Genomic DNA, 19,466 nt, shown 5'->3' on the forward strand with positions numbered 1-19,466 from the left:
AAGTTCAGTCAATTGATTTTTTTAACAATTCGTATAAAAATGGTACGGATTGAAAAGCATAAATCTTATCTGTCACTTTTCCGCCATCACTAACAAGTAAACACGGAACACTTTCAATTTGGTGCTCAACAGCAACATGCTCTAAAAAATTTATATTCGCTTTACCTATTGGTAGCTGTGGCAGTAATTGTTCAATAATGGCCATCATTTTAGATGCCACTGCACACGTTCCACACATCGGTGTATATAAATAAAATGCAGCTTTCTGTCCAGACTGTTTAGCCGTTTCCCACTGCTCTTTTGACCATTCTTCCATTTCCTCACGCAACCTTACAAAATATATTCATTATGGATTGAAAAATGTGCACGCAGTAATATCATCGCTAACACTTTTCTTGGTGTCGTCTCTACTTCCTTATAGGTTGGCATTGTACGTAAATGCTCTGCCTCTGGATAATGTCTGTCCATTAATGCACGTAGCTTATCGCCTGAAGTATCTGCATCAAAAAAAGTAAATAGCTCACAGCTCTCATAGGGATCAAGCAGCTCTTCTAATTGATGCACACCAATTGTACCATTCGTACATAGTATTGTAACATTCTCATTTAAAATTGGCTCAATTTGTAGCTTATCTGAGCGTCCTTCTACTATTAAGCATTTTCCCTCGAACATTACGCCACCTCCATTTAGACATACCCACTTATAAGTCATTATATAACAAAAAACGCCGGTAGTTTCCGACGTTTTTCGATTATAGCTTGTCTTATTCAGCGATCATTTCTTCGTATTGCTCTGCTGTCATTAGTTTTTCAACTTCTGATGCATCAGCAGGCTCCACAACGATCATCCATGCTTTTTCATATGGTGATTCATTAACGAATTCTGGGCTATCTTCTAAATCTGCATTTACTTCAACTACAGTACCTGAGATTGGTGCATACAATTCAGAAACAGTTTTAACTGATTCTACGCTACCGAATGGATCATCTGTTTTGATTTCGTCGCCAACTTGTGGAAGCTCAACGAAAACGATATCTCCTAATTCAGATTGTGCGAAGTGAGTAATACCAATACGTACTTTTCCATCTTCTGTTTTTACCCATTCATGTTCTTCAGAATAACGTAAGTCTTTAGGTGTGCTCATGCAAAAAACCCCTCCATAAATATGTAATATATTCACTTTCAGTGTGCCATACTTCTCCTATAAAAACAAGATTCAATTACGTGCCAGCTTAATTGCAGTCCACAATTTTTTCAAGTTACTTGAAATACATCTCTGTTAAAAATTTGTGACATCTGCCAGTGACTTTATCTCGGTTAGAAGAGTCGTTCGATCCTGTTTAAATACGGCTATTTCCAAGTTTGCTCAAAATCTGATTCTTTAAACCCTAGCGTTACTTTTTGGCCATCCGTTACGATTGGACGTTTGATTAACATCCCATCAGAAGCAAGTAGCTCCAGCTGCTCATCTTCAGTCATTTCCGCTAGCTTGTCCTTTAAACCAAGCTCACGATATTTCATACCCGATGTATTAAAAAATTTCTTCAAAGGCAGTCCACTGGCTTGCCAAATGGCTGTTATTTCATCCTTTGTTGGCGATTGCTCTACAATGTGTACCTCTTCATAGGAAACCTCATGATCATTTAACCACTTTTGTGCTTTTTTACATGTCGTACATTTCGGATAATGGATAAATTGAATCGTCATTAAAATGCTCCTCTACTGTCTTTTTCTGTAGTATACCATCATAATTGTTTCGAATGGTGGAACTTCTCTCATTTTCGTAAGCCTATCCATCCGTTTTGCTGTTCTATTCATCACTTTCTCCATTTTATCCGTCAATCTAGCTGTTCTATCCGTCAGTTTCACGCTTCTATCCATCTCTCATAAAAAAACCTAGCTATCCTCTTACAGATAGCTAAGTGAAAGTGTATGCTATTAAACAATATATTTTTCAGCTTCGATTAGTTTAACAGAAGCTTCACGTTTCTTCGCAATTAAGTTATAAGGATTATTGCGTGTTAATTTACGAAGTGCAGATAATGTCATACGTGCTGCATCGCCATCTGCTGAAGCAAGAATTGTGTCTTTTGCTTCTTTTTCGATTTCTGTGAATGCTTCTTGGCAGAAGATTTGCGTGTATAGCAATTTCTGCTGTGCTTTTTCAGCGCCATCACGAGCAATTGCCTTTTCTGTACGTAAGACAGCTGACTCCATTGCAAATAATTGGTTAGCGATATTAGCAATATTCACTAATACCTCTTGCTCCTGATCAAGCTTCGCACCAAAGCGTTGTGCTGCTAAGCCTGCAGCTAATACAGCAATCTTCTTAGCATTTTTCACTAAATATTTTTCTTGTGCTAGTGGCTCTGTACCGATATCTTCTGGCATTAACATTAGCAGCTCTTGCTGTAAATTTTGAGCAACTTGTAATAAAGGAAGCTCGCCTTTTAGCGCCTTTTTCATAAATGTGCCAGGGACAATCATGCGGTTAATTTCATTTGTACCTTCAAAAATTCGATTAATACGAGAATCACGGTAAATACGCTCTACCTCATATTCAGCCATAAAGCCATAACCGCCATGTAATTGTACGGCTTCATCTGCAATATAATCTAATGTTTCCGACCCAAATACTTTCGCAATAGAGCATTCAATTGCATACTCAGCAATAGCACCTGCAATTACTTTTCCTTGCTTTTGCTCTTCAAGGCTTAACTGGCTTAAACGATCCTCAAATAGACCAACAGTACGATAGTTTAATGATTCGGACGCGTACAATTGAGAAGCCATTGTTGACAATTTCTCTTTTGTTAGATTGAAATCAGAAAGCTTTGTTTTAAATTGCTGACGTTGGTTTGTATACTGGATAGCTAACTCCAATGCACGTTTAGAGCCACCAATTGTGCCCACACCAAGCTTATAACGACCAATATTTAAAATGTTGAAGGCAATGACATGCCCACGACCAATTTCACCTAATAGATTTTCTACAGGTACTTCCGCATCTTCTAATACTAATGTACGAGTTGACGATGATTTAATCCCCATTTTCTTCTCTTCCGGGCCTACTGAAACGCCATTGTAGGCACGTTCTACGATAAAGGCAGAGAATTTATCACCATCAATTTTTGCATAAACAACAAATACGTCAGCAAAGCCTGCATTTGTAATCCATTGCTTCTCACCATTTAAAATATAATGTGTGCCTGCCTCATTTAATTTCGCAGTCGTTTTTGCCCCTAGAGCATCTGAACCTGAGCCTGGCTCTGTTAATGCGTATGCTGCGATTAATTCACCTGAAGCAAGCTTAGGTAAATATTTTTTCTTTTGATCTTCATTACCAAATAGAACGATTGGTAGTGAACCAATCCCAACATGTGCACCATGTGTGATGGAAAAACCACCTGCAACAGACATTTTCTCAGCAATTAAAGCTGAAGAAACTTTGTCTAGTCCAAGCCCTTCATATTCTTCTGGCACATCTGCTCCAAGCAAACCTAATTCGCCTGCACTTTTTAGGAGACGCACTGAATGCTCAAATTCATGGTGCTCTAAATTTTCAACTACTGGTAAAACTTCATTTGCTACATATTCCTCTGTTGTTTTAGCAATCATCTTATGCTCGTCAGTGAAATCTTCTGGTGTAAATACACGATTTAATTCCACATCTTCAATTAGAAATCCGCCGCCTTTAATGAAATCAGTTGTTTTTTCAGTCATGATAAATTCCTCCCAATATATCTATTTTGATTGTTTAATCCCCAAATGAACATGTATAGAAAAGCTTGATGTGAACATGTTCGGAGGCAACCGTAAACCGTACACCTCAAGCTGATCTAGAAAATTTTATAAAATTTCAAATACACCAGCAGCACCCATGCCGCCGCCAATACACATTGTCACCACGCCATATTTCTTCCCTTGACGCTTCAATTCATGAATAAGCTTTAACGTTAAAATAGCTCCTGTAGCACCTAGAGGGTGACCTAATGCAATTGCTCCACCATTGACATTGACTTTTTCTTGGTCGATGCCTAAATGACGTACTACCTGTAATGATTGAGAAGCAAATGCTTCATTGATTTCCCATAAATCAATGTCATCTATGGATAAACCTGCAATTTCTAACGCTTTAGGTACTGCCACAATCGGACCAATTCCCATTACTTCAGGAGGCACACCACCAACTGCAAAGCCTAGGAATTTTGCCATTGGTGTCAGTCCTTGCTGTTCGGCCTCCTCACGATCCATCACTAGTACAGTTGCTGCACCATCAGAAGTTTGAGAGGCATTACCAGCCGTTACACTGCCCTTTACATGGAAAGCTGGACGCAATTTTGCTAAGCCTTCAACTGATGTACCTGGTCGTACACCTTCATCCATACTAAATGTAAATTTTTTTACTTGTGGTTTATTGTGATCGTCTACGTAATGCTGTTCCACTTCGATTGGTACAATTTCATCATTGAATTTGCCTTCTTTAATCGCCTTTTCAGCAAGAACATGCGAGCGAACTGCAAAAGCATCTTGATCTTCACGACTAACATTGTACTGGCGAGCCACTTCCTCAGCCGTATGCCCCATACCCATATAATATTGCGGAGCCGTTTCAGCTAATGTCGGATTTAAGCGTGGTGTATTCCCCACCATCGGCACCATACTCATAGACTCGACACCGCCAGCTAGAATCACCTTTGAATGACCTAGCATAATTCGTTCTGCTGCATACGCAATTGCCTGTAAACCTGATGAACAAAATCTATTAATCGTTAGCGCAGGAGTTGTATCTGGTAATCCTGCTAGTGCCCCAATACTACGTGCTACATTCATCCCTTGCTCTGCTTCAGGCATCGCACAGCCTAAAATTAAATCATCAATCGGTCCTTCATAGCCCGCTCTTTTCAATGTTTCTTTGACTACAACAGCACCAAAATCATCTGGTCTTACTGTTGCTAAAGAACCTTTTTTTGCTTTTCCAATTGGAGTTCGTGCTCCTGCTACAATAACGGCTTCACGCATCGTATTAATCCCCCTTTGTTTCATATGCAAGATTGATCTATTTTGTCAATTAGTTACGAAGTGGTTTACCTTTTAACAGCATGTGTTGCATTCTTTGCTGAGAAAGTGGATCAGCAACAAGGCTAAGGAAAGCCTCACGCTCTAAGTTCAATAGATACTGTTCGTCAACTAATGTACCGTACGGAACCTTACCACCCGCAATGACATAAGCTAATTTTTTAGCAATTTTTAAATCATGTTCGCTAATAAAGCCTGACTCAAACATGCCTTGCGCACCGATGAGTAATGTTCCGTAGCCTGATGCACCGACCACTGGCACTTTTGTTGGTACAGGTGGTTGATAGCCCGCTTCGTAAAGCGCTAATGCAGCCTGCTTCGCATCATATAATTGATGGTCTGGGTTAACAGAAATACCATCTGCAAAGTTTAAGAAGTTATTTTCACGTGCTTCCTCACCAGAAGTTGAAACCTTCGCCATTGCAATTGTTTCAAATACTTTATTAGCAATATGTTGATAGTCTACATCTACGCCGTTCGGTAAGCCCTTTAGGAATTTTTGATAAAGCGCTTTATTACCACCGCCGCCTGGAATTAAACCAACGCCAACTTCCACTAAGCCCATATACGTTTCCATCGTTGCTTGAATATGTGCAGCTGGTAAGCAAACCTCTGCTCCTCCACCCAATGTCATGGCAAAAGGTGCTGCCACAACAGGCTTACGTGAATATTTGATTTTTTGCATAGCATCTTGGAATGCCTTAATCACGAAATCTAGCTCAAAAATATTATCATCCTGTGCTTCTACTAAAATCATCCCTAGATTTGCACCTACACAGAAGTTTTTCCCTTGATTGCCGATTACTAAGCCCTTATAGTTAGCCTCTACTTCATCAACCGCAAAGTTAATCATTTGGATAATATCTAAACCGATTGCGTTCGATTGTGAATGGAACTCAAGCAGTGCAACTCCATCACCTAAATCTATTAAACTAGCACCTGTGTTTGATTTAATAACACCATGCTTTTTCTTATAGCGTTTTAAGTTAATCTCTTTTTCATTGACTGGAACTTTCACATATTGCGAACCATCATAGTAAGCTAAATCGCCATCTAATTCAGAATAAAATGTCTCAAAGCCATTCGCTAACATCTCTTTGACAAATGCAGGGACTTCTCGACCTTCAGCCTCCATTTTTGCTACAGATTCTTGTACACCAATAGCATCCCAAATTTCAAATGGTCCTTGTTGCCAGCCGAAGCCCCATTTCATAGCATTATCAATGGCTACAACATCATCTGCAATTTCACCGTGTAGCTGTGCTGAGTAAATTAATGTTGGAGCAAAGATCCCCCACAATAACTCACCTGTACGATCCTTTGCATAGGTTAATGCCTTCACTTTATTAGCTAACCCACGTGTTTGTTTCGCCATTTCAATAGAAGCTGTTTTTAACTTTTTCGCTGGACTATACGATAATGTTGTTGGATCAATCTCAAGTATCTCTTTTCCTTGTTTTAAGAAGAAACCTTGACCCGATTTTGCACCTAACCAGCCGTTTTCAACCATTTTTTGTAAAAATTCGGGTACTGCAAATACTTGCTGTTCCTCACCTGTTGTTTGGTCGTAAACATTTTTTGCTACATGAATAAATGTATCTAAACCAACAACGTCTAGTGTACGGAAAGTTGCAGATTTTGGACGACCAATAAGTGGACCTGTTACAGAGTCTACTTCACCAACTGAATAACCACCTTTTAACATTTCCTGTAATGTGATCAGTAAACCATATGTTCCAATGCGGTTTGCAATAAAGTTTGGTGTGTCCTTCGCCAGTACAACACCTTTACCAAGCACATCTTCCCCAAATGTTTTCATGAAACTAACTACTTCAGGAGCAGTTGTATTAGCAGGAATCACCTCTAGTAATTTTAAATAGCGAGGTGGGTTGAAAAAGTGTGTGCCAAGGAAATGCTTTTTAAAATCATCTGAACGTCCCTCTGCCATAGCATCAATACTAATACCAGATGTGTTTGAACTAATGATTGTTCCCTGTGTACGAACAGCATCAATTTTTTCATAGAGACTTTGTTTAATTGGTAAATTTTCCACAACAACTTCGATAATCCAATCTACATCTTTTAGTTTCCCTAGATCATCTTCAAAGTTGCCAACCGTTAGTAGTGATAAATTTTTCTTAGAAGTAAGTGGTGCTGGCTTTTGCTTTAATAACTTTTGCAAAGCTCCGTTTACAATACGATTTCTTACAGCTGGATGCGCTAAAGAAAGACCCTTTGCTTCTTCCTCTTGCGTCAGTTCCTTCGGTGCGATATCCAATAGTAATGTTGGTATACCGATGTTTGCTAAATGTGCTGCAATTCCAGAGCCCATCACCCCAGAACCTAGAACAGCTGCTTTTTTAATGTTGTAAGTCACAAGCAATTCCCCCTTATTCTCCCATTGAATGAATAGCCATTCATTTTTTGGCCAAAAAAATATCAAGTGTACCTTAGTGGATTTTTGTCTTGTTGTTGGATGAGATTCACTCCATTCAACCAAGCACTACTAAGGTTTATCTCCGTTCCCATTACAACTCTTAATGAATGAAGATAAAACTACTTTTCTGTTTTTAGTGTAGATTATTTTGTCTAATTTAGCAATCTTTTTTCAAGAATTATTTTTGCAATATACATCTTTTTTTGTTCTTTACGAGCTAAAAGCAGACAATATGTAGCGATCAAAACAGCCAAACAGAAAACTTTCAGGTTGAGAGAAAAATGTGTAGAATGAAAAGCAAGGAGAGTGAATACTGATGAAAACAATTACTACTGCAGAACAATTTAATGAACTAATCGCTGGTGACCAAAAAGTGCTAGTGAAATTTTACGCTGGCTGGTGCCCAGATTGCACACGCATGAATATGTTCATCGATCCAATCATTGAAGAGTACAACCAATATGATTGGTATGAGCTAAATCGTGATGAGCTTCCAGAAATCGCTGACAAATATGATGTTATGGGAATCCCAAGCTTATTGATTTTCCAAAACGGTGAAAAACTTGCACACTTACACAGTGCCAATGCCAAAACACCTCAGCAAGTAACAGAATTTTTAGCTGCACAATAATAATGAAAAAAGAGCTGCATTTCTTCTTGAAATGCAGCTCTTTTTGGAAGGGAAACATGATGCACCAACAATTGGCTTTATATGGAACATCACAATATGATGCATCCATTGCACCAAGCTATCGAAATTCTGCCTGTGGGCCCACTACGATTTACGTCATTTTAAACTATTTGAACAGTTCAGCTCCTTCTATTAATAAGCTTTATCAACAGCTTGGTGGCACAAAAATTGGTTTGTTTAAATGGCGACTGATTCACAACCTCCGCGAACTGCAACCCACCTGGGATATTCGAACTTGTTCACTAAAAGAAGCTTTACAAGAAATTGACGCAGGTCGCCCTGTTGCTATGCGTTTTGACCGCTATTTTAGCCTACAGTGGCAGAATAAAAAATCAACATTTGCCTACCATTGGGTACCGCTTATTGGCTATACCATAAAAAATGATACGTTATCGTTAATATTTCATGATAATGGTGGGCCACAACGTGACAGTCAAATTCGGCAGGCTCTCTACAAAGACAATGACAAAGTATTATCGTTCGTTAAAATAACACCTCAGTAGGGCAAATAATGAAACGTCCTTATTTGCTCTCTCCACTCATTTCTCATAAAAAAACAGAGCATATTGCTATACTCTGTGATGATCCATTAAATAAGGGAATATAATGAGCGTGCATGCTTTGCAATTAGCGTGTAGCCACTCTCTTCTATCTCTTTAAAAATTTGCGGTTCATAGTTTGGTAACATAAGGCTTGTAAAATCGGCATCAATTGGAACATTCGTTTGAATTGTTGCAAGCTCATGGGATAATTTCAGCATGTCCAAATTCTCTTGAATTTTTGTCCGTTGCCCTGGCTTTAATTCACCGAGCGACGCTAAAATTTTGTCAATCGAGCCATATGTTTGGATTAACGTTAGTGCTTGCTTAGGACCAATCCCCTTCACACCTGGATAGCCATCACTTGTATCACCCATAAAGGCTTTAACCTGTGCAAACTGTGTTGGTTCAATACTATATTCTTCTTTAAAGCGAGCATGTGTATAAATATCGTATTCTGTGTAGCCTTTTTTCATAAAAGCAATTTCTGTAGATGGTCTTAAAAGCTGAAGCAAGTCTTTATCACCACTAATGACAGTAATATCTGCCTGTTCCTGCCATTTGGTAATCATCGAGCCAATTAAATCATCAGCCTCCATGCCCTTCACTCCGAAATTTTGCCAGCCAATTTGCTGTGATAAATTTTTCGCCATATCAAATTGAGGGAGCATTTCCTCTGGTGGTGCTGGGCGATTCGCTTTATAGCCATCATATAAATCATTGCGGAATGTATGTGCCCCCATATCCCAGCAAACAGCCATATGCGTTGGCTTCATGATCGATTGTGCCGTTAACACATGTCGCACAAATCCTTGGGCTCCATTAGTCGGTGTTCCATCTGCCAGACGAATAAAATGCCCCATTGCAGCGGAAGCGAAAAATGACCGGAATAACAGTGCCATCCCGTCAATAATCAATAGTTTTGGTTTTGTTGTCATGCTATATTTCCTCTCTATTACAATACAAAGTTTGTATCTATTATTGTTTTCTACTTAAACATTATAGCAAACTTTCAATAATCAGCATTGTTAATACACGGAAATACGCTTACTTTACAACATAACCTTCCCTTTTTTCGAGATGCGATTGCGGTGATCCAGTTGAATCCCTGTTAACCATTGTAAAAAAGCTGTCACTCCAATCTTAACAGTTTCTGGACGCAGCACTCCTTCCTTCGGGTCGGCGTAAACAAAATCAATATGACGAACCCCTTCATTTTCACCAATTAGTTTAAGAATATCAAACAATTCATAGGCCGTTAAACCACCTGGTGTTGCTGCCGGAACATCGCGCGCAAACATAATATCAAGAGCATCTAAATCAACGGAAACATAAATGCGATCTACCTCATACATAAGCTGACGTAGCATTTCGCGGATTGTGAGCTGAATACCATCACGTCGCATTTGCTTTAACGTAATCATATGAATCCCTTGCTCTCTTGCATAATGAATCATTTCAGGAGAATTAAAAAAGCCATGCAGACCGACATTATACACATGTTTCCCCTCCACAACCCCTGCTGCCATTAACTGATGGATTGGCGAATCTTGCGCTAAACCAACCTCCTCTTGATTTCTTGCATCTAGATGCGTATCAATTTGAATAATGCCAATCCGATCTTGTGGAAAAGCATTCTTTATGCCTTTTAGTGAGCATGCTGTAATGGCATGATCGCCTCCAATCAAACAAGTAAAGCTTTTTTGAAAGGCGATACTTAAATTTTCCGCCGCCGCCTCGATGGCCGATTCTGAAAGCATTCTATCTTGTTCATGAATCGCCACATCTCCTATATCAACGACTGATAGCGCACGTAAATTTATCTGCTCATCTAAATTATACGATTGAAAGCTTGGCCAAGCTTTCCGAAATGCTGTTGGGTATTGCGCTTTTGTTGAGGCTCCACTGGCATACGATAAATGAGCACCATATACGACAATATCCACATCATTCGGGTTCGGATTTAGCTGCTGCTTTATCCATTGATGCATCGCTGATCCATTTTCTTGCTTCCATTGGCATTCTGGTTGTATAAACATATTCATCTACCACCTTTATATCTTTTCTATTCAAGTTAAATTGACCTATACGAACTTACGCTCTCCCTAAAAAGTCTTAACATATATCCTCTATAGTAATAGTACCATTCGTACATTCAACTTCGTCACTGTTTTTCTTTTTTCCTCTTTTCTTTTAAATTTTCTCCTTATACAACAAAAGAGCAAACTAGAAATCAGTTTGCTCTGCCCATTTTATATGAATAAATATTTGTTTTTCGTCCCGAGTTGGTGTCTTTCACGAGAGTTACCACTATTTTAGAACGCTTGCTCTTCTTTATAAGCGGCTTTCTCACCTCGAGAGCTATTGGACCACTTTCATGAGCAAGCTACCCTTCGTAAAGAAGATGTGAACCCCAACTTTGTTTCCAAAAATTCTCTACTTTTAATAAAAGCACTCGAATCCTCTACTTCTGCTGTTTAGAACGACTTTCACAAAGTTCTGCTACTTCATACATGGAGTAACTTTGAAAATCATATTGACTGCGCAAGGTCTGAAAATAACTTAATAGCTCTTCTAGCATAGCTAAATTTTTATCAAGATGTTTGCCAAAATTATGAGGATGCCACCATAAATGATAAAATGCTTGTGCCTGAGCAGCTTCGAGCATGCCTTCCTTTATGCGATTTACTTTTAAACCCTCGAATACACGTAACGGACTACAATAAGGTCTTAAAAAGGCACTTGATCGAATATTTATTAGTTGGTCCTCTTGCATATCCTCCAGTGTAGCCATATGATGACCAGTTAGATTCCAATAGCTATCTAGCCACTTTTTGGCACCCAAAAGTCTCCCCTTTTTCGTAAACTTTTGGGCATCATACAGAACATGATTTTCGGTACCTCTGTAGCAAACATAGCCCGCTTCTAAACATGCTGCTAAATAATCTTTGTTTACTTGATTACGGGGAAAGACTATGGATTTCATCGGAGCAACATACCCCTCACTAATCGTTTTTGTCGCATGTAAGTCTGCGCAAAAGGCTGCTTCTGTTTGACCATTCTCTAAGCAATAGAAATGAGAAAAGGTATGACTTCCTATTTCCTGATGTGGTGTACGTTTAATCTCCTCAATTAATGATTTCCCAAAATGCAAGAGATCCTCTTGTTCATTTTCGCCTACTTTTGCTAGCTGGCTATGCGCCGCAAAGCGCATGTTATCATATTTCACAGGGATACCTCGTAAATAATGAGCCATTTCTGCCTTTGATTCTGCAAACAATAATCCGACTGTAGCCCAAGTCGCATGTATGTCATATTGCTCAAATAACGCTAGTATCCTGGGCAAGGCTTTCCGTACACCATAAAGGTTCTTATTATATTGTCCATATCGAAATACATCATGGACACCCCAATTCAGCTCAAAATCTAATGAAATAACGAGACCCCCACCATTCATGTAACTACTTCCTCCATTTTTGCACACCTAGTAACAGTGCACGTATTTTGGATTGAGTAATATAGCCTGAGTAAACATGGACAAGCTTGCCTCCAAAGCTTAATTTAAAGGCTCGTACATTTCGATTGTCCGTTAACTCACCCATATCATATAAAACAAACCCTTGTGCTTTTAGATGCAGTAGGTTATGCCAGATTAAAAAACGATTAGCATAACGGATTGGGCGTTTTAAATGAGCAGGCATAGCTGATGCATGACAAGTTGCCACATAATAGGACATCGCTTTTTTCTCATGTACAATATCTAATCGATAGCACAATGTTTGTCCACAAATACTTTGGATCTCAGATAATAATAATGCCCCCTGTTCGTTGAGGAGCATAATAGTTTCCATTTGCGACTTGCCAATCGCTTCAAGCTTTTTTCTTTTTGCAAAATGATTATAAAATTGCTGAAAGGCTCGTAAGTTCTCCAGGGATGGCTCTTTATACAAAATGACTTGATAAGATTCCTTTTGGGCACGTCGTAAAATTTTGCGATTGCCTTCAGAAAGCGCTAAATACAATGATAGCTCATGTTCTTGCAAATGAATGTGAATCGTTTCACTTTTTACAAGCTTTCGACTAGGTACCAATGAATGTGTATACCCTACGACTTTCATTGATTTTCGAAAATTCGCTGGTTTTTCTAAAAAATAAAAATGCTGCATTGCGATATTCCATCGCTTACTTTTAATGGACAGAATGAACATCGCCCCCACTCTCTGTATATTTTTCTACACGCTGTCGCTCAAAACGAGCGATTTTATAATGTTTCATTCGAGAAATAGGTTTATAGCCTAGCTGTACTAAACGTTTACGTTTCCGCCATTGCCAAAAGCTTGCTGTTACCCACAATGTTTGTGCTGGTTTTATTTTTCGGAAATACGCTGTAATAATATCGATTTGTTTGAAAACATCATAGGCTAAAAAATAGGTTTCCTTCGGTAAGGCTTCTACAATTTTCATTGAATCTACACGCCAATTGGAGGCATGTAACGCAAAGGCTGGCTTATTCGTTTCCGCAAAGGAGTCTTTATAGATCTTATAGCCCTTATAATAAAGAGCAATGACTTCTTCCTGATCAAGCTGCATCGCTTCCTGAATGGACATTTCTTCAAATAAATTACCTACAGGCTGCTGTGGCGATACGTCCTCTAATGGGGATAATTCATACAGCTCCACTTGTTTCAAACGAATACATTTTTCTACGAATTGTTGTCCATATTCTAGCCAATCTTTTATCTTTCCATACTTTACTAAATAACGTAAATAGCCCAGTGTATTACGCTTCCAGTCCACAATTCGTTGATTGCCCTTTACGTGTTCTTTGAGCCGTTCCTTTAGCGTCAAAAAACCTGCCAATAGATTTGTACGTTTCGTACCACTGCTAGCAAGCATATGCCTCGTAAAATCAATGCTAGAACGCCAATCAAATTTATAAGGCTCATAGCCAATGCTCATATCAAATAAGTTATAGTTTGCTGCAAACGTTCGCTGAATGGTTTCCTGATTGACTATACGACCAGCACCAAATAAATTGAAGGTTGGCTCATGTGCCAGAGCATAAGTTACATAACGACCACGACAGCCAAGACCATAGGTGAAAGCAATCCACTGGTTTTCAAAAACAAGTGCATCGACCTCCACCTGTAATGCCTCTCCTTTTAGCATTGTAAGACGCTCAAAGAAATCTCTTTTCTTGCCCTTTGTAAAATCACTTGTATCTAGCTTCTTTGCCCAGCGTCTATCAAACAACCGAAACATTTGCCAAAGCTCGTCCTGTGATGGCTCACGCCTTGTTAAGGAGCCTAAATTTCGGAGCTTTCGTTCGCGACGATCAACACCATGCATTTTTCGCCGTTGCTGGAAATGATGCTGAAAATCTACTTCTGAAAAGGCGAGATAGGGTGTCACAACACGGAAAATACTTGTACGTAATTGTCGCTCTACAAAGTATTGCTCCACGACTTTTGTAGACACTTTACTTTCTAATAAGCCATGCAGTGAAAAAACAATATGCCGATGCTTCTTAATCAGTTCATCAAATACGAAGGTCGTTGCTTGTAGTAACCATTGATGTTTGGCAACAACCCCTGTATAGTTAGCAATATTTTCACCTGCAAAGGCATACACTCTTATCCCCCATCGAACAGATACCTTAAAGGGGAAAAACGCAATGATTGTCCCGTCATGTTCAATGGCGTAAAGCTCAACTCGTTCTTTACGCCCTACAATTTGCCACCAATTATAAAACCAAGCAAATTCTATAAACGGGTTATCATTGTCCTCTGCTTCTAAAATGGCATCCCAAATTTCCTTGTACCACATAAGCTCATCATCTGTTCTAATGCGAATTAATTGCAATTTAATCCCCTTTCTTAACAAGTTCTGAAACAGCCTGTTGATAAACTGTTACTGTTTTTTGATACATGGGGATAAACGTGAAATCCTGCAAGTAACGACGTTCACTTGCATTCCCCATTTGTTGCCTTAAAATAGTATCCATTAACAATGTACGAAGCCTCTTCTTCAATAATTCATATTCTTCTCGCCCTACTAAAAATCCATTATCCTTATCTGCAATAAGTTCATTCACACCACCTACATTTGTTGCAACAATTGGAAGACCTACACGCATTGCTTCAATGATAGAAATCGGCAAGCCTTCCCAATCTGACAACAATACAAATACATGGCTCTTCTCTAGATATGAATGAACGTCTAATTGATTGCCTAAAAAGGTTACACGATTCGTTAAACCATGCTGAACAACGAAACCCTCAAGGGCTGGACGTAAAGAGCCATCCCCAATTAATTGAAGATGCCAAGATAGATCTGTGAGCTCTGCTAATGCCTTTAGTAAAATATCCTGTCTTTTTGGCACTTCAAAACGAGCAACCATGATAATGATTGGCTGCTCCACGAATGTCTTTTCAGTTGCCTTGCTTCTCTCAATTCGATCAATTCCATTATGGATGGTCAGCAATTTATGAGCGGGCGCAACCTTTTCCAAGAGGGCTAGTTCCCGATCATATTCAGATACTGTAATTATTTTTGTTGTGAATGGCTGAACCGATTTTTCCACCCGATGATAGAGTAGCTTTTTCTTGCGGGGAACACCTTCTGTAAAACTCCAGCTATGTGCAGTAAAAACAGTTGGGATACGTAGTAAACTGCCAACGACACGACCTATTACACCTGCCTTAGATGAATGGGTGGCTACAACATCAGGTTGTATTCGTTTGAAGATTGCTCTTAATTGCCAAAATGTTTGAAAGTCTTTCGTTACATGAATATTTCTTTGCAAGGTAGGGATGGTGATCACTGGAATTTGTTGTTCTTGTAAGCACCATAATGAGGGCTGATAGGAACCTGTCACGACAGTGACTTCATGCCCATCTTGTTTGAGCTGGATAGCAAGTGCCTCCACATGCTTTTGTGCTCCTCCCACTTTATCCATTCGTGTAATAAGCTGAACAATCTTCAGTCTAGCCACTCCTTATTTCTTTAATAGGCACCTGTTCTTGCTACTACGACATAAAGTGTCTTCAACACAATTTGAACATCCATCCAAAAGGAATAATTTTCAACGTATTCAACATCATAAGAAATTTTTTGTCCATGTGAAATATTCGACCTACCGTTAATTTGGGCAAGACCCGTTAAGCCGGGTTTTACCTTCAGACGCCTGGCCTGTAGCGGGTTATACGCATTTGTAATGGTGGGAACCTCTGGGCGTGGTCCGACAATGCTCATCTCACCCTTTAACACATTTAAAAGTTGTGGAATTTCATCAATACTGAGCTTTCGAAGGATAGCACCCACTTTTGTAATCCGTGTATCTTGCTCTGTTTTAAAATAATAATCATCAGGGATACCGTCAGCACAAATAGCAGGCATATTCACTGGAATTGCTTGAATACACATGGTTCGTAGCTTCCAAATCACAAAGCGGTGATGATCGAGGCCAGTTCTTATTTGTTTAAAGAAAATAGGGCGACCTGTCGTCATGAGTAAAATGAGGAATACTATTAGCATAAGAGGGATTGTCATGAAAAGTAAAAATAATGCTCCAACTATATCAAATATTCTTTTGCCGTACTGACCATAGAATGTGAGATTCTGAGCTGTCTGAACGTGCAATACATCATCCTTTGCATTTTTTTAGCACTTATCACTATATATTCATTTTGAACATTTCTAGAACTATTAAAAAAAAGTGCCTCCTTTTATAAAAAAAAGAGTTATATCAGCGACCTATGCTGAATAACTCTTTTTGCCTTATTATATGCTTGCTTCCAAAATTTGAACATCACATTCAATCATAACGTTACCTTTTAACGCTTTACTAATCATACACGTTTGTTCCGCCTTTCGTGCTAAACGTTCCACTCTTTTTGCAAGTTGTTCTGATAATGCTTGGACAACAATCCTTGGGTTATGCACAATTTTCTCATAAGTAAATACACCATTTTCTACACTGACAAACCCATGCGCTTGCATGGATAATTGCTGCACCTCAATTTCTGATCTTTCAAGGAGGGCTGCTAATGTAATTAAATAACACGTTGCCGCTGCCCCTAACAGCATTTCATCAGGATTTGTCCCAATGCCAGGTCCATTCATTTCCTGAGGAATAGAAATTTCTGTTTGCAAATTGCTTGCTTTGATGTTCCCTGTACCATTTCTTCCCTCTGCCCATGTTAAATCCATTGTAAATTGATGCTGAACCATTCTATATCCTCCTTCTGGAGATGAGTATTCCTTTTATTCAACTATTGCTGTGTTTTTTTCTGCCTCAACATGACGACCTTTTTTAGTTACGGTTTGATACTCAGCAAGGCGAGCCGTTGTACGCCAATAGTGATAAATAAGGCGATCAAGCCACAGTAAAGCCTCCACTTTCGATACGGCTGTCTCTAACTCTACCACATTTTCAACAGTATGCTCGAAGTACGCATTTCGTTTGTCACGTCGAACTGCCGCCATTTCGGAGGATGTAACCTCAAGCAGAGTTGCAATCTCAGGTAAACGCTCATCCTCATCGATAATCAATAGAACTTTTTCCAATACCTCTAACCATTTTTGAGTTAACGTCACCTGTAATTGGAAGGCATTAGGGTTCTGCTCACGTAATGCCTTAGATAGACGGTACAAATGATCTAAAGCATGTAAAAGTGCTATATGCTTAGAACGTTCCTTTTGCGAAGAAGATTGTATAGCATCCATAAATAAACGTGTTTTTTCAATCGCCTCATCAATTTGAGCTAATTGACTGTCTATTTCGGCTGTTCGTTTTTTCCCTTGTATAAGGATAACAATGACAGTCGTCAATTCCTTGGTAATGTCCTGTAACGTATTGAAGGATACTTCTACAGCTACCCCTGGTAATTTAGCTACACTATCATCTAAATTCCGTGTTAAATGATTTCCTTTTTCAGGAATCATTTTTTCAATAGCCTTTGCGAAAGGGCGTACAAAAGGCACAAAAAGAATGGCTCCGATGACACTAAATAATGTATGGAAAACAGCAATGCCTAATGTTTCATCGAAGCTACCATTGATGGATTTCGTGACAAATTCGGTTAGAGTGAACATAAACGTTGCACCAAATGTTACTAGAATAGCCGTTACTACGTTGAACAATACATGTGTCACGGCTGTTCGTTTAGCAGCTGTTGATGCACCAATTGCAGCAAATAATGCTGTAGCAGTCGTACCAATATTTTGGCCAATAACTAAATAAGCTGCCTGTTCAAAATCAATAGCGCCTGCATATAAAGCTGTTAAAGTGGCGGCGATTGCGGCACTAGAAGCCTGCATAATAACTGTCATAATAAGACCTAAAACAATTAAAATTAGTATTCCACTAATAGAATTTGCACTAAATGCATCGAATGGAATTTTATCCTGTACAGCTGCCATTCCTCCCTGCAGGACATCAATACCTAAGAATAATAATCCAAAACCAGTAACTAGCCCACCAACTGCTTTGTAGTCACGAGGAGCAAGCAATTGCACAAACACACCAAGAGCAATAAAAGGCAGTGACATTGTCTGCATATTAATTTTGAAGCCGATTAGTGAAATAATCCAACCAGTACTTGTACTCCCAATATTGGCGCCAATAATGACACCAATTGATTGGACAAACGTGAGGAGACCAGCACTGACAAAACCAATGGTAATCAAGGTAGTGGCGGTGGAGGATTGCACTAGCATCGTCATCAATGTTCCTGATAATACCGAGCTAATGGTCCCACCTGTAAAACGATTTAGCCATTTTTTCAAGGCATCTCCTGCCAATTCCTTCAAACCGTTAGTTAGCATCGTCATCCCAAGTAAAAATAAACCGATGCCCCCTAGCACATTGATCAACCTATCAACACTCCCTACTAAATAATCTCTATTGATGCTCGACTCCTCTTTGGAGACATTTTATTTCTTCATCGTACCATTATTGAATTTGAGAAAATAGGGATGTTTTCCTTTAACGAACAAAATAATCCATAATTTTACGAAAAACAAGATGATAATTTTTATGGTAGAATAGAATAAATAATTATTTAGGAGATTTTCAAATGATTTTAACAAAGCAAGAAGCAATACAAGCACTTAAAAAGAATAAGTTTATCGGTTTTACAATTACAACAGGCAATATTATTATGAAAAAGATCAATAAAACCGAATATAATATTTTTGTCTTTGAAGAAGGGCGAGATAAACCTTTACGTTATGTTGGTTCTATTATGAACGTTATGGCGACCATGAGCGATAAAGCTTCTAATAAAGATTTTGTCATTGTTGAACAACTTCCAGCAGCAAGCAGCAATGAGGAATCCCAAACTTCTAATCAACAGGCTGCAACAGAAGAAAAAGTAGCACCAGCGATAGAAAAAGAAGAAACTGTAGCTGAAAAAACAGAAGAAAGCCGTGCTATTGCTGGCTATGAAGGGCTATATGAAATGACAGTGAGTGGTCGCATTTTAACGGTCCGTGAAAATCGTCCTTTAGCTCGTTGTAATGACGAATACGGCTTCCATATTGCACGACTAACGAAGGATGGCAAAGCATCCAGTCATAATGTCTTTGAGCTTTGGAAGCAAACATTCCCTGAACTTGAGCACACTCATTTCAAAGGTGCGTTAAAAGCAAAATATGGTACAGGCTGTAAACTAATCGATAAACCTGGTATCCATTTTTAATGAAACACCCTCAGCTT

19 protein-coding genes are annotated in these 19,466 nt (G+C 39.0%); 3 read left to right on the forward strand and 16 right to left on the reverse strand.

Features of this window, described 5'->3' with window-relative positions; translation table 11 throughout:
• Positions 1–4: 4 nt before the first annotated feature.
• The 7 genes from AC6BKE_RS26115 to AC6BKE_RS26145 all read right to left on the reverse strand — a co-directional run bounded on the left by AC6BKE_RS26115 (position 5) and on the right by AC6BKE_RS26145 (position 7,456).
• Positions 5–316, reverse strand: a complete 312-nt coding sequence (locus AC6BKE_RS26115) for a thioredoxin family protein (RefSeq protein ID WP_036119641.1) — start codon at positions 314–316, stop codon at positions 5–7.
• Between the two features lie 14 nt (positions 317–330).
• Positions 331–672, reverse strand: coding sequence for a toprim domain-containing protein (locus tag AC6BKE_RS26120; RefSeq protein WP_036119638.1), 342 nt, complete (start codon positions 670–672; stop codon positions 331–333).
• Positions 673–763: 91 nt separating this feature from the next.
• Positions 764–1,144 carry a glycine cleavage system protein GcvH gene (gcvH, locus tag AC6BKE_RS26125; protein WP_036119635.1) on the reverse strand — a complete coding sequence of 127 codons (381 nt, stop codon included), beginning with the start codon at positions 1,142–1,144 and terminating at the stop codon, positions 764–766.
• Between the two features lie 206 nt (positions 1,145–1,350).
• Positions 1,351–1,707 carry an arsenate reductase family protein gene (locus AC6BKE_RS26130; protein ID WP_036119632.1) on the reverse strand — a complete coding sequence of 119 codons (357 nt, stop codon included), beginning with the start codon at positions 1,705–1,707 and terminating at the stop codon, positions 1,351–1,353.
• A 231-nt stretch (positions 1,708–1,938) separates the two neighbouring features.
• On the reverse strand, positions 1,939–3,723 hold the full coding sequence (locus AC6BKE_RS26135) for an acyl-CoA dehydrogenase FadE (protein WP_036119631.1): 1,785 nt from the start codon (positions 3,721–3,723) through the stop codon (positions 1,939–1,941).
• Positions 3,724–3,849: 126 nt separating this feature from the next.
• Complete coding sequence (locus AC6BKE_RS26140) at positions 3,850–5,022, reverse strand: acetyl-CoA C-acetyltransferase (RefSeq protein WP_058844823.1); 1,173 nt, start codon at positions 5,020–5,022, stop codon at positions 3,850–3,852.
• 49 nt (positions 5,023–5,071) lie between these two features.
• Complete coding sequence (locus AC6BKE_RS26145) at positions 5,072–7,456, reverse strand: 3-hydroxyacyl-CoA dehydrogenase/enoyl-CoA hydratase family protein (protein WP_499858275.1); 2,385 nt, start codon at positions 7,454–7,456, stop codon at positions 5,072–5,074.
• A gap of 376 nt (positions 7,457–7,832) precedes the next feature.
• On the opposite strand from AC6BKE_RS26145, the gene AC6BKE_RS26150 reads away from it, so the two are divergent.
• Together AC6BKE_RS26150 and AC6BKE_RS26155 are read left to right on the forward strand one after the other, a co-directional pair.
• On the forward strand, positions 7,833–8,147 hold the full coding sequence (locus AC6BKE_RS26150; RefSeq protein ID WP_036119622.1) for a thioredoxin family protein: 315 nt from the start codon (positions 7,833–7,835) through the stop codon (positions 8,145–8,147).
• 59 nt (positions 8,148–8,206) lie between these two features.
• The gene (locus tag AC6BKE_RS26155; protein WP_499858276.1) at positions 8,207–8,710 is read left to right on the forward strand and encodes a C39 family peptidase; all 504 of its coding nucleotides are present in this window, start codon (positions 8,207–8,209) and stop codon (positions 8,708–8,710) included.
• Positions 8,711–8,796: 86 nt separating this feature from the next.
• On the opposite strand, the gene AC6BKE_RS26160 is transcribed toward AC6BKE_RS26155, so the two are convergent.
• The 9 genes from AC6BKE_RS26160 to AC6BKE_RS26200 all read right to left on the reverse strand — a co-directional run bounded on the left by AC6BKE_RS26160 (position 8,797) and on the right by AC6BKE_RS26200 (position 18,613).
• Positions 8,797–9,684 carry a 5'-3' exonuclease gene (locus tag AC6BKE_RS26160; RefSeq protein WP_330493984.1) on the reverse strand — a complete coding sequence of 296 codons (888 nt, stop codon included), beginning with the start codon at positions 9,682–9,684 and terminating at the stop codon, positions 8,797–8,799.
• Between the two features lie 114 nt (positions 9,685–9,798).
• Complete coding sequence (locus AC6BKE_RS26165; protein ID WP_036119616.1) at positions 9,799–10,791, reverse strand: agmatinase family protein; 993 nt, start codon at positions 10,789–10,791, stop codon at positions 9,799–9,801.
• A gap of 419 nt (positions 10,792–11,210) precedes the next feature.
• Positions 11,211–12,203: a polysaccharide deacetylase family protein gene (locus AC6BKE_RS26170; RefSeq protein WP_036119612.1), complete on the reverse strand. Its 993-nt coding sequence runs from the start codon at positions 12,201–12,203 to the stop codon at positions 11,211–11,213.
• Positions 12,204–12,207: 4 nt separating this feature from the next.
• Positions 12,208–12,954, reverse strand: coding sequence for a GNAT family N-acetyltransferase (locus AC6BKE_RS26175; RefSeq protein ID WP_230593767.1), 747 nt, complete (start codon positions 12,952–12,954; stop codon positions 12,208–12,210).
• On the reverse strand, positions 12,935–14,608 hold the full coding sequence (locus tag AC6BKE_RS26180) for a GNAT family N-acetyltransferase (protein ID WP_499858277.1): 1,674 nt from the start codon (positions 14,606–14,608) through the stop codon (positions 12,935–12,937). The genes AC6BKE_RS26175 and AC6BKE_RS26180 overlap by 20 nt, the downstream gene beginning before the upstream one ends.
• A gap of 1 nt (position 14,609) precedes the next feature.
• A complete protein-coding gene (locus AC6BKE_RS26185) occupies positions 14,610–15,740 on the reverse strand; it encodes a glycosyltransferase family 4 protein (protein ID WP_499858278.1) in 1,131 nt (376 codons plus the stop codon).
• Between the two features lie 11 nt (positions 15,741–15,751).
• Positions 15,752–16,387 carry a sugar transferase gene (locus AC6BKE_RS26190; protein ID WP_036119603.1) on the reverse strand — a complete coding sequence of 212 codons (636 nt, stop codon included), beginning with the start codon at positions 16,385–16,387 and terminating at the stop codon, positions 15,752–15,754.
• Between the two features lie 141 nt (positions 16,388–16,528).
• On the reverse strand, positions 16,529–16,978 hold the full coding sequence (locus AC6BKE_RS26195; protein ID WP_499858279.1) for an SACOL1771 family peroxiredoxin: 450 nt from the start codon (positions 16,976–16,978) through the stop codon (positions 16,529–16,531).
• A gap of 33 nt (positions 16,979–17,011) precedes the next feature.
• A complete protein-coding gene (locus tag AC6BKE_RS26200) occupies positions 17,012–18,613 on the reverse strand; it encodes a Na/Pi cotransporter family protein (protein WP_230593771.1) in 1,602 nt (533 codons plus the stop codon).
• Between the two features lie 212 nt (positions 18,614–18,825).
• Here AC6BKE_RS26200 and AC6BKE_RS26205 point away from each other — a divergent pair, with 212 nt between their 5' ends.
• A complete protein-coding gene (locus AC6BKE_RS26205; RefSeq protein ID WP_499858280.1) occupies positions 18,826–19,449 on the forward strand; it encodes a 3-ketosteroid-delta-1-dehydrogenase in 624 nt (207 codons plus the stop codon).
• Positions 19,450–19,466: the final 17 nt, after the last annotated feature.

The organism is Lysinibacillus sp. COL-1, from assembly GCF_059814265.1.

What these genes read in the sequence shown, in the direction of transcription:
- AC6BKE_RS26115 (WP_036119641.1), bottom strand. Translation starts at nt 316, where the DNA reads ATGGAAGAATGGTCAAAAGAGCAGTGGGAAACGGCTAAACAGTCTGGA.
- AC6BKE_RS26120 (WP_036119638.1), bottom strand. Translation starts at nt 672, where the DNA reads ATGTTCGAGGGAAAATGCTTAATAGTAGAAGGACGCTCAGATAAGCTA.
- gcvH (WP_036119635.1), bottom strand. Translation starts at nt 1,144, where the DNA reads ATGAGCACACCTAAAGACTTACGTTATTCTGAAGAACATGAATGGGTA.
- AC6BKE_RS26130 (WP_036119632.1), bottom strand. Translation starts at nt 1,707, where the DNA reads ATGACGATTCAATTTATCCATTATCCGAAATGTACGACATGTAAAAAA.
- AC6BKE_RS26135 (WP_036119631.1), bottom strand. Translation starts at nt 3,723, where the DNA reads ATGACTGAAAAAACAACTGATTTCATTAAAGGCGGCGGATTTCTAATT.
- AC6BKE_RS26140 (WP_058844823.1), bottom strand. Translation starts at nt 5,022, where the DNA reads ATGCGTGAAGCCGTTATTGTAGCAGGAGCACGAACTCCAATTGGAAAA.
- AC6BKE_RS26150 (WP_036119622.1), top strand. Translation starts at nt 7,833, where the DNA reads ATGAAAACAATTACTACTGCAGAACAATTTAATGAACTAATCGCTGGT.
- AC6BKE_RS26155 (WP_499858276.1), top strand. Translation starts at nt 8,207, where the DNA reads ATGCACCAACAATTGGCTTTATATGGAACATCACAATATGATGCATCC.
- AC6BKE_RS26160 (WP_330493984.1), bottom strand. Translation starts at nt 9,684, where the DNA reads ATGACAACAAAACCAAAACTATTGATTATTGACGGGATGGCACTGTTA.
- AC6BKE_RS26165 (WP_036119616.1), bottom strand. Translation starts at nt 10,791, where the DNA reads ATGAATATGTTTATACAACCAGAATGCCAATGGAAGCAAGAAAATGGA.
- AC6BKE_RS26170 (WP_036119612.1), bottom strand. Translation starts at nt 12,203, where the DNA reads ATGAATGGTGGGGGTCTCGTTATTTCATTAGATTTTGAGCTGAATTGG.
- AC6BKE_RS26175 (WP_230593767.1), bottom strand. Translation starts at nt 12,954, where the DNA reads ATGTTCATTCTGTCCATTAAAAGTAAGCGATGGAATATCGCAATGCAG.
- AC6BKE_RS26195 (WP_499858279.1), bottom strand. Translation starts at nt 16,978, where the DNA reads ATGGTTCAGCATCAATTTACAATGGATTTAACATGGGCAGAGGGAAGA.
- AC6BKE_RS26205 (WP_499858280.1), top strand. Translation starts at nt 18,826, where the DNA reads ATGATTTTAACAAAGCAAGAAGCAATACAAGCACTTAAAAAGAATAAG.